Origin of the sequence: Nonomuraea monospora (assembly GCF_039531895.1) — a bacterium.
GTDB lineage: Bacteria > Actinomycetota > Actinomycetes > Streptosporangiales > Streptosporangiaceae > Nonomuraea > Nonomuraea monospora.
Window position 1 is genome coordinate 1 of the sequence record NZ_BAAAQX010000031.1, and the last position, 15,499, is coordinate 15,499.

The window sequence follows — 15,499 nt, forward strand, 5'->3', positions numbered from 1 at the left end:
CCTTGATCAGCTCGGAGACGCCGCCGCACAGCACGGCCTGCTCACCGAACAGGTCGGTCTCGGTCTCCTCCTTGAACGTGGTGCGCAGCGCGCCCGCGCGGGTGCCGCCGATGCCCTTGGCGTAGGAGAGCGCGAGGTCGAGCGCCTTGCCCGAGGCGTCCTTCTCCACGGCCACCAGACACGGCACGCCGCGCCCGGCCTCGAACTGACGGCGCACCAGGTGGCCGGGGCCCTTGGGGGCCACCATGCACACGTCCACGCCCTCCGGGGCCTCGATGAGGCCGTAGCGGATGTTCAGGCCGTGGCCGAAGAACAGCGCGTCGCCCTCGACCAGGTTGGGGGCGACGTGCTCGGCGTACAGGTGGCGCTGGATGTGGTCCGGCGCCAGGATCATCGTGAGGTTGGCCTCCTCCACCGCCTCCGACGGGGTGAGCACGCGCAGGCCGTCGTTCTCGGCCTTCTCGCGGCTCTTGGAGCCCTCGGGCAGGCCGACGCGCACGTCCACGCCGGAGTCACGCAGGGAGAGCGCGTGGGCGTGGCCCTGGCTGCCGTACCCCAGCACGGCCACGTGGCGTCCCTGAATGATCGACAGGTCGGCCTGGTCGTCGTAGTAAATCTCGGTCACTTGCTCAAAACCTTTCAGGCGGTACGGTCCAGTGCCCTGAGGGACCGGTCGGTGATGGAGCGGGCGCCGCGGCCGATGGCCACCATGCCCGATTGGACGAGTTCCTTGATCCCGAACGGCTCGAGGACCTTGACGAAGGCCTCCAGCTTGTCGGGAGTGCCGGTGACCTCGATGGTCACGGCGTCGGCCGCCACGTCGACGCAGCGGGCGCGGAAGAGGTTGACCAGCTCTAGCACGTGCGAGCGGCTCTCGGAGTCGGCCTTGACCTTGATCAGCATCAGCTCGCGCTGCACCGACTGGGTCGGGTCGAGTTCGACGATCTTGAGCACGTTCACCAGCTTGTTGAGCTGCTTGGTGACCTGCTCCAGCGGCAGCTCCTCGACGCTGACCACGATCGTCATGCGGGAGATGTCGTCGTGCTCGGTGGGCCCGACGGCCAGGGAGTCGATGTTGAACCCCCTGCGGCTGAACAGCGCCGACACGCGCGCCAGGACGCCCGGCCTGTTCTCGACAAGCACGGACAGCGTGTGTCTACTCATCGTCGTTCTCCCACTTCGGAGCCATGTCACGGGCGATCTGGATGGTGTCGTTGCTGGTGCCCGCCGGGACCATGGGCCAGACCATGGCGTCCTGGTGGACGACGAAGTCGACCACGACAGGCACGTCATTGATCTCCATGGCCTTCTTGATCACGGCGTCCACGTCCTCGGGACGCTCGCACCGCAGGCCCACACAACCATAGGCCTCCGCCAGCTTGACGAAGTCAGGGATGCGGCGGGGGGACTGAAGGTCGGTGTTGGAGTAACGCTGGTCGTAGAACAGCGTCTGCCACTGGCGGACCATGCCGAGGTTACCGTTGTTGATGACGGCGATCTTGATCGGCACGCCCTCAAGCGCGCACGTGGCCAGCTCCTGGTTGGTCATCTGGAAGCAGCCGTCGCCGTCGATCGCCCACACGGTGGCGTCCGGCTGGCCCATCTTGGCGCCCATCGCGGCCGGCACGGCGAAGCCCATCGTGCCCGCGCCGCCGGAGTTGATGAACGTGCCCGGGTTCTCGTAGTCGATGAACTGCGAGGCCCACATCTGGTGCTGCCCCACCCCGGCCACGTAGTACGCGTCGGGGCCTGCGATGGCGCTCAGCCGCTCCATGACGTACTGCGGGGCCAGCGAGCCGTCGTCGAACGTGTCGTACCCCAGCGGGTAGGTCTGCTTGTAGCCGTTGAGTATCGTCCACCACTCGTCGTAGTCGCCCTTCTGCCCGGAGGCCTGGACGGCGGCGATGAGGTCGGTGAGGACCTCCTTGCAGTCGCCCACGATCGGCACGTCGGCGTGGCGGTTCTTGGAGATCTCGGCCGGGTCGATGTCGGCGTGCACGACCTTCGCGTACGGCGCGAAGGACGGCAGGTGGCCGGTCACCCGGTCGTCGAAGCGCACGCCCAGGCCGATGATCAGGTCGGACTTCTGCAGCGCGCCCACGGCGGAGACGCTGCCGTGCATGCCGGGCATGCCCATGTGCTGCGGGTGGCTGTCGGGGAACGTGCCGCGCGCCATCAGGGTGGTGATGACCGGGATGTTCGTCAGCTCGGCGAGCTGCAGCAGCTCGGCCGAGGCGCGGGCCTTGTGGACGCCGCCGCCGACGTAGAGGATTGGCCGCCTGGACTCGGCGATGAGCTTGGCGGCCTCACGGATCTGCTTGGAGTGCGGCCTGGTGACCGGGCGGTAGCCCGGCAACTGCATGGTGGGCGGCCAGCTGAACGTGGTCTCGGCCTGCAGCGCGTCCTTGGAGATGTCCACGAGGACGGGGCCTGGGCGGCCGGTGGAGGCGATGTGGAAGGCCTCCATGATCGTACGGGCGATGTCGGCCGCGTCGGTGATCAGGAAGTTGTGCTTCGTGATCGGCATGGTGATGCCGGAGATGTCCGCCTCCTGGAAGGCGTCCGTGCCGATCATCGGGGAGGCCACCTGACCGGTGATCGCCACGATCGGCACGGAGTCCATGAAGGCGTCGGCAATGGGGGTCACCAGGTTCGTGGCGCCCGGGCCGCTCGTCGCCATGCACACCCCGACCTTGCCCGTGGCCTGCGCGTAGCCCTCGGCCGCGTGACCGGCGCCCTGCTCGTGCCGTACGAGCACGTGCCGGACCTTGGTCGAGTCGTAGAGAGGATCGTAGGCCGGCAGAATGGCACCGCCCGGGATCCCGAACACTGTGTCGACTCCCACGTGCTCCAGCGCCCTGACCAGGGCCTGTGCACCTGTCATCCGTTCGGTCATCGGCTCGTTCCTTGCGTGGCTACTCGCTTAAGGACATAAAAAATGCCCCTTCCCACCAGGCGGCGGGTCTGGGGCGGCGCGCAGGTCGTCGTGCTTCGCTATCGGCCTGCGCGCCGGCGAAGTACTACGAGAATCTCACTGCGAAGCATGCCCTACACCATAGCCGCTCCGAACGCCATCACGCCAACTTCGTGGACACAAGTCTCAAACAGTGAGACTCGTCCGCATCAGCGAGTCGACTCCGCGCGCCGCCATCGGCCGCGCCACGAGGAAACCCTGCCCCCTCGTGCAGCCCATCTGCTTGAGCAGTTCGAGCTGCTCGGGACGCTCGATCCCCTCGGCCACCACGATAAGCCCGAGGTCGTGCCCGAGCCGCACGATCGTGCGCGTGAGCAGGGTCAGCGTGTCGTCCTTGCCGAGCCCGGAGACGAACGACGGATCGATTTTGATCATGTCGACGGGCAGCTGCCTGAGGAAGGCCAGCGACGCGTAGCCGGTGCCGAAGTCGTCGATCGCCAGCCGCACGCCGAGCGCCCGCAACTCCGACAGCCGCTTAATGGTCTCCTCGGCGTCCTCGACGAGCATCTCCTCGATCACTTCGAGGGTGAGCACGGAGGCGGGCAGCCCGCTCTCGGTCAGCGCCTCCTCGACGGTCTCGACGAACCTGGGCGCCATGATCTGGCGGGCCGACAGGTTCAGCGACAGCCCGATGTCCCAGGACGAGGCCCGCCAGGCGGCCACCTCGCGGCACGACTCGCGCAGGATCCACTCGCTCAGCGGCACGATCAGCCCGGTGTCCTCGGCCGCGCCGAGGAACTGCTCAGGCGGCACGAACACCGACCCGCGCCACCAGCGCACCAGCGCCTCCACCGCGGTCACCCGCGAGGTGGCCAGATCGACCACCGGCTGGTACTCGATCGCGAACTGCTGCTCGATCAGCGCCCGCTGCAGGTCGGCCGCCAGCTCCAGGCGGCGCATGACGTCGGCGTGCATCTGCGCGGCGAACACCTCCACGCGCCGCCCGCCCAGCTCCTTCGAGCGGGCCATGGCCACGTCGGCGTTGCGCATCAGGTCGCCCGCGGGCAGGTCGTCCTCGGCGAAGGCGACGCCCACGCTCGCGGTCAGCGCCACGTCGCGGTCGGCGACCCGGAACGGCTCCTGCGAGACCGCCCGGACCAGCCGCTCGGCCAGGTCGACCGCGATCTGCGCGTCGCCGCCGGTCTCCACCAGCACCGCGAACTCGTCGCCGCCCCACCGGGCCAGCGTGTCGTCGGCGCGCACCGCCCCGCGCAGCCTGCGGGCCGCCTGCCCGAGCAGGTAGTCGCCGCTGGCGTGGCCGACCGAGTCGTTGACCGAGGTGAACCCGTCGAGATCGAGGAAGATCACCGCGACGTTCCCCGTGCCGGTGCCGGACGTGCGCCCCGAGAGCACCTCGCGGGTGCGCTCCTCGAAGTAGGCGCGGTTGGGCAGCCCGGTGACGCCGTCGTGGAAGGTCAGGTGGGCGACCTGGTTGCGCAGCGCCTCCTCGTCGCTGACGTCGCGGGTCGTCACGAGCATCAGGGCCTCGCCGCCGGCGTGGCGGGTGGCGACGGACTCGGTGGGACGCCAGGTGCCGTCGGCGGCGCGCACGCGGCAGGCGATCAGGCAGGCGCCGGGCGCGGTGTTGTCCTCGTCGAGGTTCATCGCGCGCATGGCGACCTGGATGCCGGGCACGTCTTCCGGGTGGATGTAGTCGAAGATCGACCCGCCGACCAGCTCCTGCGGGCTGTAGCCGTACGTGACCTCGACGCCCGCGCCGATCTCGCGCACCACGCCCTCGTAGTCGCAGGTGAACACCACGTCGCCGGTGCTCTCCGCCAGCTCCTTGAGCTGACGCTCGCTCAGCTTGACCAGGCCGCGCAGCCGTACGTTGGCCACCGAGACCACGAACAGGCGCACCAGCAGGAGCAGCACCACCGAGACCGCGACCACCACGACGCCGGTGACCGGCGGCCCGACGCGCCCGCCCGCCTGGTGCACCAGCAGCGTGCCCGCGGCCACCGCCACCAGCGCCAGGGGCACCAGCGCCACCGCGTGACCGACCGACGGCCGGCTGGCCTGCCTGACCCGCGGCCCCCAGGGGACGGCCGCCAGCAGCAGGAACGCGACGGGCGCGAGCATGACGCCCCAGAGCTGCGGCTCGGCGTCCATGAGCCGGGCCACCGCCGCCGAGATGCCGGCCACGGTCATCGCGGCCAGCGCGCCGACGCCCGCCAGGCCGAGCAGCCAGGACGACGACCTGCTGGTCAGCACCGACGGGACCACGGCGAACGTCACCAGCAGCCCCACCAGCGGCGGCAGCATGACCAGGGTGAAGGCGGCCGCGTCGGCGGTCTCGGCGTACACGTGGCGCAGCGCCACCATCCAGCCGATCAGGAAGAGCGAGGCCGTGCACAGATAGGCGTCGGTGAGATGCCGTAAGGCGACCCTGGCCGGGAACTTGCGGTCGGCGGCGAGCAGCGCGCCGCTCGCCATGACGACCGTGCCGAGCAGCATGAACATGGCCGCGAAGCTGTCGAAGAAGCTCTCGGTGAACGGCCGCAGCGCCACCCCGGCGGTCCAGATGACGGCCCCGCCGCCCATCCAGCGGGCGCCCATGGCCGTCGGGCGGTGCGTGGTCTGCTTCACCGAGGCGATCAGCAAGGAGGCCGCGGCGATCAGCGCCGCCACTCCTCCGGCGACCGCTCCGGTGACCAAGGCCGGGCTCTCCGTCAGGAGGGCGGCGGCGAACGCCACCGCGCCGGCGGCCGCAGCGGCGGCCGGCGGCACCCGGGGATCACGCCAGCGGATCACAGTCGTTGCCCATCCCGTCTCGAACTCTGCACCAGTGACCGCCGAAGCCCGGTCGATCACTTCGCCAGTGTGTGCTGTCGTGGGTGCGCGGGTGGTGACAACGCCGATGTCGTCACCGATCTGATAACCAGACAGACCAATTGCCGCCAAGAGCTCCTTGACAGTGAGTCAGGAACTCCCTGCAAACGCAACCGTACGCACCGAAGGTCACGGACCAGCCACGTTCCGGGATCCTCTCAGTACGAGTCGGTGATGACATTCACCAAGGGCTCTCCCGCCAGGTATCTCTCCACCTGGGCGCGGACGAGACGCAGCGTGCGGCGTACGGAGGCGGGGGTGCTGCCGGCCACGTGCGGGGTGATCAGCACGCCCGGCGCGCTCCACAGAGAGTGACCTTCGGGCAGCGGCTCGGGCGCGGTCACGTCCAGCGCGGCGCGCAGCCGGCCGGTCTTGAGCTCGGCCACCAGCGCCTCGGTGTCGACGACCCCGCCCCTGGCGGCGTTCACCAGCACCGCGCCGTCCTTCATCCTGGCCAGGAACGCGGCGTCCACCATCCCGGCCGTGGCGGCGGTGGCGGGCACCAGCAGCACCACCACATCCGCCTCCGGCAGCAGCGCGGGCAGCTCGTCCATGCCGTGCACGCCGTCGCGGGCGCTCCTGGCCACCTTGACGATCTCCACCTCGAACCCGTCCAGGCGGCGCTCCAGCGCGGCGCCGATCGAGCCGTAGCCGACGATCAGCACCGTCGAGTCGGCCAGCACGCCGGTGTGGTGATAGGTCCACTCGCCCCTGCGCTGCGCGTCCACGAACCCGGGGAACTCCCTGAGCACCGCGATCATGGCCCCCACCGCCCACTCGGCGGTGCCCGCCTCGTGCACGCCGCGCGCGTTGCACAGCACCGCGCCCTCGGGCATGTGCGGCCGGTACGGCTCCACCCCGGCCGTCACGGTCTGCAGCAGCCGCAGCGAGCTCATCCTGGCCAGCGTCCCCGGCACGTCCGGCACGGTGACCAGCGGAGGGATCCACACCTCCACTTCCTCCACCCCATCCGGCATCAGGGACGTGCCGTCATATACGGCACATTCGACGCCGGGAAGCTTGGACAGTTCATCAGCCACCGAATCGGACGGAACCCAGGTCTTCATGCCGAGAACCTTACGACTACGGGGGAAGTATGGAACACATGAGGAAGCTCTGGACGATCATGCTACTGACCGCACTCACGGCATGCTCCGGGCTCACGGCCTGCACCACTCGCGGCGGAGAAGTGCTCCCCACGGCGGCCGTGTCGGCGGGGGCCGCCCCGAGTGATCCCGAGGACGTGGTGACCGGGCTCGCCGTGCCGTGGGGGATCGCCTTCCTGCCCGGCGGGGACGCCGTCGTCACCGAACGCGACACGGCCCGCGTGCTGCGCGTCAGCCGAACCGGCCAGGTGACGGACCTGGCCAGGATCGAGGACGCCCACCCCGACGGCGAAGGCGGCCTCATGGGCGTGGCCGCCAAGGAGAACCAGCTCTTCCTCTACTACACCTCCGAGCTGGACAACCGCATCGTGCGCTACCGCCTCACCGGCAACGGCCTCACCGACCAGCAACTCCTCGTGCAGGGCATCCCCAAGGGCGGCATCCACAACGGCGGCCGGCTCGCCTTCGGCCCCGACGGCTTCCTGTACGCCACCACCGGCGAGACCGGCGACCGCGACCTGGCCCAGCGGCTCGACTCGCTCGGCGGCAAGATCCTGCGCATGACCGTGGACGGCGCGCCCGCGCCCGGCAACCCGTTCGGGACGCTGGTCTACAGCTACGGCCACCGCAACGTGCAGGGCCTCGCCTGGGACGGCTCCGGCCGCCTGTACGCCTCCGAGTTCGGCGCCAACAGCTACGACGAGGTCAACCGGATCGAGCCGGGGGCCAACTACGGGTGGCCCGAGGTGGAGGGGCGCGGCAACGACCAGCGTTACGTCAACCCGATCCTCACCTGGTCCACGGCGGAGGCTTCCCCTTCTGGGATGGCTTACGCGAACGGGTCGCTGTGGGTGGGGGCCTTGCGCGGGGCCCGGCTGTGGCAGATCCCCCTCGGTGAGGACGGCTCCGCCGGGGCTCCGGTGGCGCACTTCACCGAGCGGTACGGGCGGTTGCGGGCGGTCGCGGCTACGCCGGACGGGAAGCTCTGGGTGGGCACCAGCAACAAGGACGGGCGTGGTTCCCCCAAGGACGGTGATGACCGCATCATGGCCCTGACCCCGTCCTGACCCCGCTACGCCACCGTAGCGGGCTGAGGTCCTCAGAGGTATGCGCTGGGGCCGGGCGCCGGCGGGTGACCTGGCGCCCGGGTCTCAGCGGGTGACGGCCGTGCAGGTGGTCTGGGTCTGCGGCCGGTACTTGGTGGTCAGCTTCTTGTCCTTCTTGACCACCTTGCCGTCCTGGTGGAACACCCGGGTCACGTCGATGGTGAACCCCTGCTCCCCCACAGTCGGCAGGCAGTCGGCCGCCGAGCTGCTCTCCCGCCGGAACGGCGTGAAGTCCCGCCGCTCCGACTCCACGGCCTCGACCTTGTCGTAGCGCTTGGTGCTCCACAGCGACACCGTCACCGACGTCGCGGTGGACGCGGTCTTGATCAGCACGCCGTGCTCGGAGTCGTTGCGCCACTTCAGGTCCAGGTCGGGGTGGAGCAGCGCCACGTCGCGCCCGGCCGGGTAGCGCGGCGCGTAGTAGTCCATCGGCTGGTGCTCGACGTCGTCGAAGCCGCCGAAGAACGCCGCGTTGTACATGGTGGTCGCGAACTGCGACCCGCCGCCGCCGACGATGTTGACCATCCGGCCGCCGACGATCTGCCCGGCTTCGACGTACCCGTCCTCGACGGTCCGCTCCCCCAGCACGTCGTTGACGGAGAAGGTGTCGCCCGGCTTGACCAGGTACCCGTCCACTTTCTGCGCCATGAGCTGGATGTTCTTCACCCGGGGCTGGCAGCAGTCGAACGTGGTGGTGAACTCGCCCACGAGCTCCTTGATGCCGAGCCCCTGGATCTGCGTGGTCTCCACGGTGGGCGCGACGGTGCCGAGCCGGACCGGGATCGCGCGGGCCCCGCCCTCGGCGAACACCTTCTCGGCGTCCCTGGCCAGCAGCTTGTCGTTGACGCCGCGGCCCGCGCGCGCGGGCACCAGGACGGGCTTGCCGTCCACGATCTGGTAGGAGGCGTCGCGCGGCTGCTGCGCCGCGTCCACGAGGTTGCCCTCGACGGAGGCGAGCACCTTCTCGGCGTCGAACTGGGGCACGAGGGAGCCGTCGCCGTCGGCGTTGAAGGTGAGGTTCGCGGCGATCATGGCCGGCGGGACCTGCACCTGCTTGCCGTCGAGCGTCAGCGTGAGCGGCGCGGCGACGGCGGCCTTGGCCTTGGCGACGGCCGCGGTGACGGCTTCGGGGGTGGTGGCGGGCTTGGCGGGCCTGAGCGTGAGGACGACGGTGCCGCCGCCGTTCAGGAAGGCCTCGCTGACCCGGCTCACGGCGTCGTCCCTGTCGAGCAGCACGCCGTCCTCGGGCTGGCGGGCCCTGGGCTGCAGGCCGGTGAAGGTCACGCGCCCCTCGACGGCGGGCTTGTCGATGCTCTCCGCCAGGCCTTCGACGGTCCTGGTGAGCTGGGAGGAGTCGACGGTGATCTTGGGCTGGAGGTCGGTCCTGCCGACGAGCCCGCGCCACACCTCCTCGGGGCTGGGGAACCCGCTGGGCGCCTGCCCGATGGTGGCGACGACGTCGAGTTCGAGCCCGGCCTCGTCCGGCTGGATCGTGTCCTTCTTGCCGCCGATGTCGGCGATGACGGGCTTGGCGAGCTTGGCGCCCAGCTCGGTGCGGAGCTTGTCGGCGGCCTGCGTCACGGTGAGGCCGCCGATGTCCACGCCGGACACGTGGGTGCCGCGCAGGACGGAGCCGGACATGAGCACGGCCGGCACCACGTACGCGAGCGCGGCCAGCACCAGCACGAGGACGACGAGGCTCGGCAGCAGCCGGCCGCGGCGGGGCGGCTCCGGCTCGAACGGCGAGGGCCGTTCCGGCATGCCGAACGCGGCGACGGGCTGGGCCTTCTGGTCCTTCTCCGCGGCCATGGGCCAGGGCTGCGCGGGCGGCGCCACCGGTGGCAGTGCGCCGTTGCCCGCCGGACCGCCCGGAGCGCTCGGGCCTTGGGCCGGCCGGGGTTCCTGTCTCTCCGGCGGTCCGAAGATGTCCCGGGAGACTCCCGGGGGCAGTCCTTCGATCCGCGGCTTTCTGGAGACGGCCGACGTCGGTAAGGGCACCGAGGCGAACGGGTCGGTCGGTGATTCGATCGGTCCGGCGTTACGCACGCCTCAATCTCCTCCCGGTCCGCAGCCAAGTCTCAGGCAACAGTAAGGCACGGGGATCCGCATATGTCACGGGAAATGGCTACGGAAATGTGTCAACCTAGCCACCGGTAGCGATGTTCAGGCCGGCCGGCCGTGCCGTAACGTGGCCGAAACTCGGCCTGCCCCGCCGCGCACAGGTGTTCCAGATAACGGCGGGCGCTGACCCGCGACAGGCCCGTGAGCTCGGCAGCCTCGGCGGCTGACAGGTCGCGGCCCGCATCCCGCAGGGTATCGGCGACCAGCGCGCAGGTGGCCGCCGACAACCCTTTCGGCATGGGCACGGCGGTCTTGGGCGTGCCGAAGAGCCGGTCCACGTCGTCCTGGCGGGCCTCGGCGCCGATGGCGGTCAGGCGGTGGCGGGTGTCGGCGTACTGCTGGAGGCGCTCGGCCAGGGCGGCGGCGGTGAACGGCTTGATGAGGTAGTTGACCGCGCCGCCGCGCATGGCCTCCCTGACGGTGGGCACGTCGCGGGCGGCGCTGACCATGAGGACGTCCACGTCGTGCAGCGCCTTGAGCACCTCCAGGCCGGACATGTCGGGCAGGTAGATGTCGAGCAGCACGAGGTCGGGCCGCAGCTCGGCCGCCGCCGCGAGCGCGCCGGCGCCGCTGTGCGCGACGGACAGGACGCTGAAGCCCGGCACCCGGCTCACGTAGCCGCTGTGGATGCGGGCGACCATGAAGTCGTCGTCGACGACCAGTACGCCGATCATGAGCCTGCCTTCGCCGGGAGCAGCGCGGTGAAGACCGCCCCGCCCGCGTTCCGTACACGTACCCAGCCGCCTCTGCGCAGGCAGACCTGCCGGGTCAGCGCCAGCCCCAGCCCGCGCGGCCCCGACTGGGCGGCCTTCGTCGTGAAGCCCTCCCTGAAGACCTCCTCCACCAGGCCGGGCGCGATGCCGGGGCCCGAGTCGCCGACCCGCACGCGCAGCCCGCCCGCGTCGGCCCGCACCGAGACCTCGATCGTGCCCTGCGCGCCGTCGAGCGCGTCGATGGCGTTGGCGACCAGGTTGCCGACCACGAGGACCGCGTCGCGCGGGTCGCCGAGCAGGCCGTCGGGCACCGAGGAGTCGTCGGCGAGCACCAGCTCGGCGCCGCGCTCGGCCGCCTCGGCCGACTTGGCCAGCAGCAGGGCGGCGAGCGTGGGGTCCTGGATGCGCTCGCGCAGGCCGGTGGCGTAGGCGCCGTGGGTGATGCGGGTGATGAAGCCGACGGCCGCCTCGTGCTCGCCCAGCTCCAGCAGCCCGACCACGGTGTGCATGCGGTTGGCGAACTCGTGCGCCTGCGCCCGCAGCGCCTCGGTCGCGCTGGAGGCGTCGTCCAGCTCGCGGGCCAGGCGGATCAGCTCGGTGCGGTCCCGCAGGGTGACCACCCAGCCGCGGTGGCGCTCGCGCACCCAGACGGGGGTGCGGTTGAGCACCAGCACGCGGTCGCCGTGCAGCACGATGCGGTCCTCGCCTGGGTCGGCGCCGCCGAGCACGTCACGCATGCGCTCGGAGACCGGCATCTGCGTCAGGTCCTCGCCGACGTCCCCGAGCAGCTCACGGGCGGCGTCGTTGACCAGCGTCACCCTGCCTGCCAGGTCGAGCGCGAGCACGCCCTCCTTGACGCCGTGCAGCACGCCCTCGCGCTGCTCCAGCAGCGCCGCGATCTCGCGCGGCTCCAGCCCGAACGTCTGCCTGCGCACCCGCGCGGTGATCAGCACGGCCAGGGCCAGCCCGGCCAGCAGCACCGCCAGCGCCGTCCAGATCAGCGGCGGCAGCGCCTGGAAGACCTGGCTGATGACCGTGGTCTCCAGCACGCCGACCGAGACGAGGCCGATGACCGTGCCGTACTCGTCGCGGATCGGCGCCTTGCCCCTGACCGTGGTGCCGATCGTGCCGGTCTCGGTGCCGACCCAGCTCCGGCCCGTGCGCAGCACCGTGCTGCCGTCGGTGGACAGCCGCTTGCCGATCAGGGTCGCGTTGGGGTGGGCGTAGCGCTCCTGCTCGGTGTTGGCGATCACCACGTAGTCGGCGCCGGTCTCGTGCTGGACGCTCACCGCCAGCGGCTGCAGCACGACCTCGGGGCGTTCCAGCGTGAACGCCCGCCTGACCTCGGGCAGCCCGGCCACCGCCTGCGCGATCGCCAGCGCCCGCTGCTGGTGCAGCTCGTCGAGCTGGGCACGCGTGTGCTCGGCCCACACGCCGCCGGTGCCGCCGACGGCCAGCAGCACGATCACCATCTGGAGGACGAACAACTGGGTCCCCAGGGAGGCGTCACGAACCCGTCTCACGCTGCCCATGGAAACAAACCCAGGTCACGTCCGGGTCGCGACCAATACGACCACTATGACGCCAAGCGTGCAAAGGCTGTACGCGTCGGGGCCGGGACTTCACCATGCCAGTTCCATAACGGTGAAAATCCCCCCTGGAGTGATCATGCGCTTGCGCGTACTCGCCGCTCTCGCGGCACTCTCCCTCGGCGCGCTGACCGCGTGCGGCCAGTCGGGCGGCGGCGCCTCCGCCGCCGGCCCCCTGCGCATCATGGCCCCCGCCGCGCCCGGCGGCGGCTGGGACCAGACGTCCCGTACGGCGGAGCAGGCGTTCAAGGCGGCCGACCCGCAGCGCAAGGTCGAGGTCTACAACGTGCCCGGCGCGGGCGGCACGATCGGCCTGGCGCAGCTCGCCGGCGAGAAGGGCAACGGCGACCTGCTGATGACCATGGGCCTGGTCATGGTCGGCGCCATCGAGCAGAACAAGTCCAAGGTCACGCTCGCTGAGACCACCCCCATCGCCAAGCTGACCGAGGAGTACGAGCTGGTCGTGGTGCCGGCCGCGTCGCCGTACAAGTCGCTGGCCGACCTGGTGGCGGCCTGGAAGGCCGACCCGGCGAAGGTGTCGATCTCGGGCGGCTCGGCGGGCGGCACCGACCACATCGTGGCCGGGCTGATGGCCAAGGCCGCCGGCGTGGACCCCAAGCAGGTCAACTACATCGCCCACTCGGGCGGCGGCGAGGCGCTGAACGAGCTGCTCGGCAACAAGGTCAGCGCGGGCATCTCGGGCGTGGCCGAGTTCGCCGAGCACGTCAAGTCCGGCAAGCTGCGCGCCCTCGGCGTGACCTCCGCCGAGCGGGTGGCCGGTCTGGACGCCCCCACGCTCAAGGAGGGCGGGCTGGACGTCGTGCTGGCCAACTGGCGCGGCTTCGTCGCCCCCGGCGGCCTGTCCGAGGCCGACAAGAAGGCCCTGACGGACGCGGTCACCAAGATGCACGGCTCGCAGCCGTGGAAGGACGCGGTCGCCAAGAACGGCTGGATCGACTCCTTCCAGACCGGGCAGCAGTTCGCCGACTTCCTCGCCGCCGAGCAGACCCGGGTCAAGGCCATCATCGCCGAGATGGGGCTCGTCTCCTGATGATCAGGTCCCGGTGGCGGCCCGAGCTCGGGCTGGCGGTCGTGGTGCTGGTGCTGGGCGTGCTCGTGGTGATCGGCACGCTGGACGTGTCGGCGGCGGCCTCCCAGCTCGGCGTCGGGCCGCGCTTCTTCCCCATGCTGGTGGGCGGCGCCATGGTGGTCATCGGCCTGTTCTACGTGGCCGACGTGCTGCGCGGCGGGCACGGCGACCCCGAGGAGAGCGAGGACGTGGACGCCGCCGCGCCCACCGACTGGCGCAGCGTCGGCCTGGTCAGCGGCGTCTTCCTGGCCTTCGCCGCGCTCCTCGACCTGCTCGGCTGGATCGTCGGCGCGAGCCTGCTGTTCTTCGGCCTGTCGGTGGTGCTCGGGGCCGAGCACAAGGTGCGGGCCGCCGTGGTGGCCGTGGTCATGGGCGTGGCGACGTACCTGCTGTTCGTGCACGGCCTGGGCGTGAACCTGCCGGGCGGGGTGTTCGCGCCGTGACCTCGCTGCAGCTCCTGCTCGACGGCTTCGCCGCCGCGCTCACCCCCGTCAACCTCCTGTACGCGCTCATCGGCGTCACCCTCGGCACCCTGGTCGGCGTGCTGCCCGGCATCGGCCCCGCGATGACCGTGGCGCTGCTGCTGCCGATCACCTTCACGGTGCCGCCGGCCAGCGCGTTCATCATGTTCGCCGGGATCTACTACGGCGGCATGTACGGCGGCTCCACCACCTCCATCCTGCTCAACACCCCCGGCGAGTCGTCCTCGATGATCACGGCGCTGGAGGGCAACAAGATGGCCAGGCGGGGCCGCGCCGCCCAGGCGCTGGCCACGGCCGCGATCGGCTCGTTCGTGGCCGGCACCATCGCCACGGCGCTCCTGGTCGTGGCGGCGCCCGCGGTGGTGAGCTTCGCGATCGCGTTCGGCCCCGAGGACTACTTCGCGCTGGCGATCCTGGCCTTCACGGCCGTGTCGTCGGTGTTGTCCCGCTCGATCGTGCGCGGCCTGGCCTCGCTCGGCCTCGGCCTGGTGATCGGCCTGATCGGCATCGACCAGCAGACCGGCCAGGCCCGGCTGACGATGGGCATCCCGCAGCTCCTCGACGGCATCGACGTGGTGATCGTCGCGGTCGGCCTGTTCGCCCTCGGCGAGGCCCTGTACGTGGCCTCCCGCCTGCGCCACGCGCCTCCCGAGGTGGTGCCGGTGGGCCGGGCGTGGATGGGCCGCGCCGACTGGCGCCGCTCCTGGCGGCCCTGGCTGCGCGGCACCGCCCTGGGCTTCCCGTTCGGCGCGCTGCCCGGCGGCGGGGCCGAGATCCCGACGTTCCTGTCGTACGCGGCCGAGAAGCGCCTGGCCCGCGGCGTGGCGCGCGAGGAGTACGGCAGGGGCGCCATCGAGGGCGTCGCGGGCCCCGAGGCGGCCAACAACGCCTCCGCGGCCGGCACCCTGGTGCCGCTGCTCACGCTGGGCCTGCCCACCTCGGCCACGGCCGCGATCCTGCTGGCCGCCTTCCAGCAGTACGGCCTGCAGCCGGGGCCGCAGCTCTTCGACCACAACCCGGCCCTGGTGTGGGGCATGATCGCGTCGCTGTTCATCGGCAACGCGATGCTGCTGGTGCTGAACCTGCCGATGGCCCCGCTCTGGGCGCGCGTCCTGCGCATCCCCCGCCCGTACCTGTACGCCGGGATCGTGCTCTTCGCCGCCCTCGGCGTCTACGCGCTGAACGGCACCGTGGTCGACCTGTTCGTGCTGTACGTGCTCGGCCTGCTCGGCTACGCCATGCGGCGCTTCGGCCTGCCCGTCGCGCCCGCGGTGATCGGGATGATCCTCGGCCCGATGGCGGAGATCCAGCTCCGCCGGGCACTGGCCATCGGGGCGGGCGACGTGAGCGTGCTGGTGCGCAGCCCGATCGCGGCCGTGCTGCTCGCCCTGTCGGCGCTGGCGCTGCTGACGCCGCTGTTCAGGAAGCTCCTGGCCCGGCGCGGCTTCGCCCCGGCGCCGCGCAACGAGGAGTAGCCGGGGCCCGG

The 15,499-nt window shown here is 71.1% G+C and carries 12 protein-coding genes; 4 read left to right on the forward strand and 8 right to left on the reverse strand.

Features of this window, described 5'->3' with window-relative positions:
• The 5 genes from ilvC to ABD331_RS42590 all read right to left on the reverse strand — a co-directional run.
• The coding region (gene ilvC / locus ABD331_RS42570) for a ketol-acid reductoisomerase (protein WP_344488557.1) at positions 1 to 616 on the reverse strand (616 nt) is incomplete at its 3' end.
• A gap of 23 nt (positions 617 to 639) precedes the next feature.
• Positions 640 to 1,164 carry an acetolactate synthase small subunit gene (gene ilvN, locus ABD331_RS42575; RefSeq protein WP_344488275.1) on the reverse strand — a complete coding sequence of 175 codons (525 nt, stop codon included), beginning with the start codon at positions 1,162 to 1,164 and terminating at the stop codon, positions 640 to 642.
• Complete coding sequence (locus tag ABD331_RS42580; RefSeq protein ID WP_344488277.1) at positions 1,157 to 2,896, reverse strand: acetolactate synthase large subunit; 1,740 nt, start codon at positions 2,894 to 2,896, stop codon at positions 1,157 to 1,159. The genes ilvN and ABD331_RS42580 overlap by 8 nt, the downstream gene beginning before the upstream one ends.
• 204 nt (positions 2,897 to 3,100) lie before the next feature.
• Positions 3,101 to 5,728: a putative bifunctional diguanylate cyclase/phosphodiesterase gene (locus tag ABD331_RS42585; protein ID WP_344488279.1), complete on the reverse strand. Its 2,628-nt coding sequence runs from the start codon at positions 5,726 to 5,728 to the stop codon at positions 3,101 to 3,103.
• A 236-nt stretch (positions 5,729 to 5,964) separates the two neighbouring features.
• Positions 5,965 to 6,873: a 2-hydroxyacid dehydrogenase gene (locus ABD331_RS42590; protein WP_344488281.1), complete on the reverse strand. Its 909-nt coding sequence runs from the start codon at positions 6,871 to 6,873 to the stop codon at positions 5,965 to 5,967.
• A 38-nt stretch (positions 6,874 to 6,911) separates the two neighbouring features.
• Between ABD331_RS42590 and ABD331_RS42595 the strand changes: the two genes are divergently transcribed.
• Entirely contained in the window at positions 6,912 to 7,979 is a 1,068-nt protein-coding gene (locus tag ABD331_RS42595) for a PQQ-dependent sugar dehydrogenase (RefSeq protein WP_344488283.1), read from the forward strand.
• Between the two features lie 84 nt (positions 7,980 to 8,063).
• Here ABD331_RS42595 and ABD331_RS42600 read toward each other — a convergent pair whose 3' ends face one another.
• The 3 genes from ABD331_RS42600 to ABD331_RS42610 form a co-directional block, all read right to left on the reverse strand.
• On the reverse strand, positions 8,064 to 9,827 hold the full coding sequence (locus ABD331_RS42600) for a VanW family protein (RefSeq protein ID WP_344488285.1): 1,764 nt from the start codon (positions 9,825 to 9,827) through the stop codon (positions 8,064 to 8,066).
• 329 nt (positions 9,828 to 10,156) lie between these two features.
• Positions 10,157 to 10,813, reverse strand: coding sequence for a response regulator (locus ABD331_RS42605; RefSeq protein WP_344488287.1), 657 nt, complete (start codon positions 10,811 to 10,813; stop codon positions 10,157 to 10,159).
• Positions 10,810 to 12,384, reverse strand: coding sequence for a sensor histidine kinase (locus tag ABD331_RS42610; protein WP_344488289.1), 1,575 nt, complete (start codon positions 12,382 to 12,384; stop codon positions 10,810 to 10,812). Before ABD331_RS42610 ends, ABD331_RS42605 begins: the two co-directional genes overlap by 4 nt.
• Positions 12,385 to 12,520: 136 nt before the next feature.
• On the opposite strand from ABD331_RS42610, the gene ABD331_RS42615 reads away from it, so the two are divergent.
• From ABD331_RS42615 to ABD331_RS42625, 3 genes are read left to right on the forward strand one after another with little or no spacing between them, the layout of a single operon-like run.
• Positions 12,521 to 13,492, forward strand: a complete 972-nt coding sequence (locus tag ABD331_RS42615; protein ID WP_344488291.1) for a tripartite tricarboxylate transporter substrate binding protein — start codon at positions 12,521 to 12,523, stop codon at positions 13,490 to 13,492.
• Complete coding sequence (locus ABD331_RS42620; RefSeq protein WP_344488293.1) at positions 13,492 to 13,974, forward strand: tripartite tricarboxylate transporter TctB family protein; 483 nt, start codon at positions 13,492 to 13,494, stop codon at positions 13,972 to 13,974. The genes ABD331_RS42615 and ABD331_RS42620 overlap by 1 nt, the downstream gene beginning before the upstream one ends.
• A complete protein-coding gene (locus tag ABD331_RS42625; protein WP_344488295.1) occupies positions 13,971 to 15,488 on the forward strand; it encodes a tripartite tricarboxylate transporter permease in 1,518 nt (505 codons plus the stop codon). The genes ABD331_RS42620 and ABD331_RS42625 overlap by 4 nt, the downstream gene beginning before the upstream one ends.
• The last annotated feature ends 11 nt before the right edge of the window (positions 15,489 to 15,499 follow it).

Bases quoted from the DNA above. Each gene is read 5' to 3' on its own strand.
- ABD331_RS42580 (WP_344488277.1), bottom strand. From the start codon at position 2,896: ATGACCGAACGGATGACAGGTGCACAGGCCCTGGTCAGGGCGCTGGAG.
- ABD331_RS42610 (WP_344488289.1), bottom strand. From the start codon at position 12,384: ATGGGCAGCGTGAGACGGGTTCGTGACGCCTCCCTGGGGACCCAGTTG.
- ABD331_RS42600 (WP_344488285.1), bottom strand. From the start codon at position 9,827: ATGGCCGCGGAGAAGGACCAGAAGGCCCAGCCCGTCGCCGCGTTCGGC.
- ilvN (WP_344488275.1), bottom strand. From the start codon at position 1,164: ATGAGTAGACACACGCTGTCCGTGCTTGTCGAGAACAGGCCGGGCGTC.
- ABD331_RS42595 (WP_344488283.1), top strand. From the start codon at position 6,912: ATGAGGAAGCTCTGGACGATCATGCTACTGACCGCACTCACGGCATGC.
- ABD331_RS42590 (WP_344488281.1), bottom strand. From the start codon at position 6,873: ATGAAGACCTGGGTTCCGTCCGATTCGGTGGCTGATGAACTGTCCAAG.
- ABD331_RS42605 (WP_344488287.1), bottom strand. From the start codon at position 10,813: ATGATCGGCGTACTGGTCGTCGACGACGACTTCATGGTCGCCCGCATC.
- ABD331_RS42620 (WP_344488293.1), top strand. From the start codon at position 13,492: ATGATCAGGTCCCGGTGGCGGCCCGAGCTCGGGCTGGCGGTCGTGGTG.
- ABD331_RS42615 (WP_344488291.1), top strand. From the start codon at position 12,521: ATGCGCTTGCGCGTACTCGCCGCTCTCGCGGCACTCTCCCTCGGCGCG.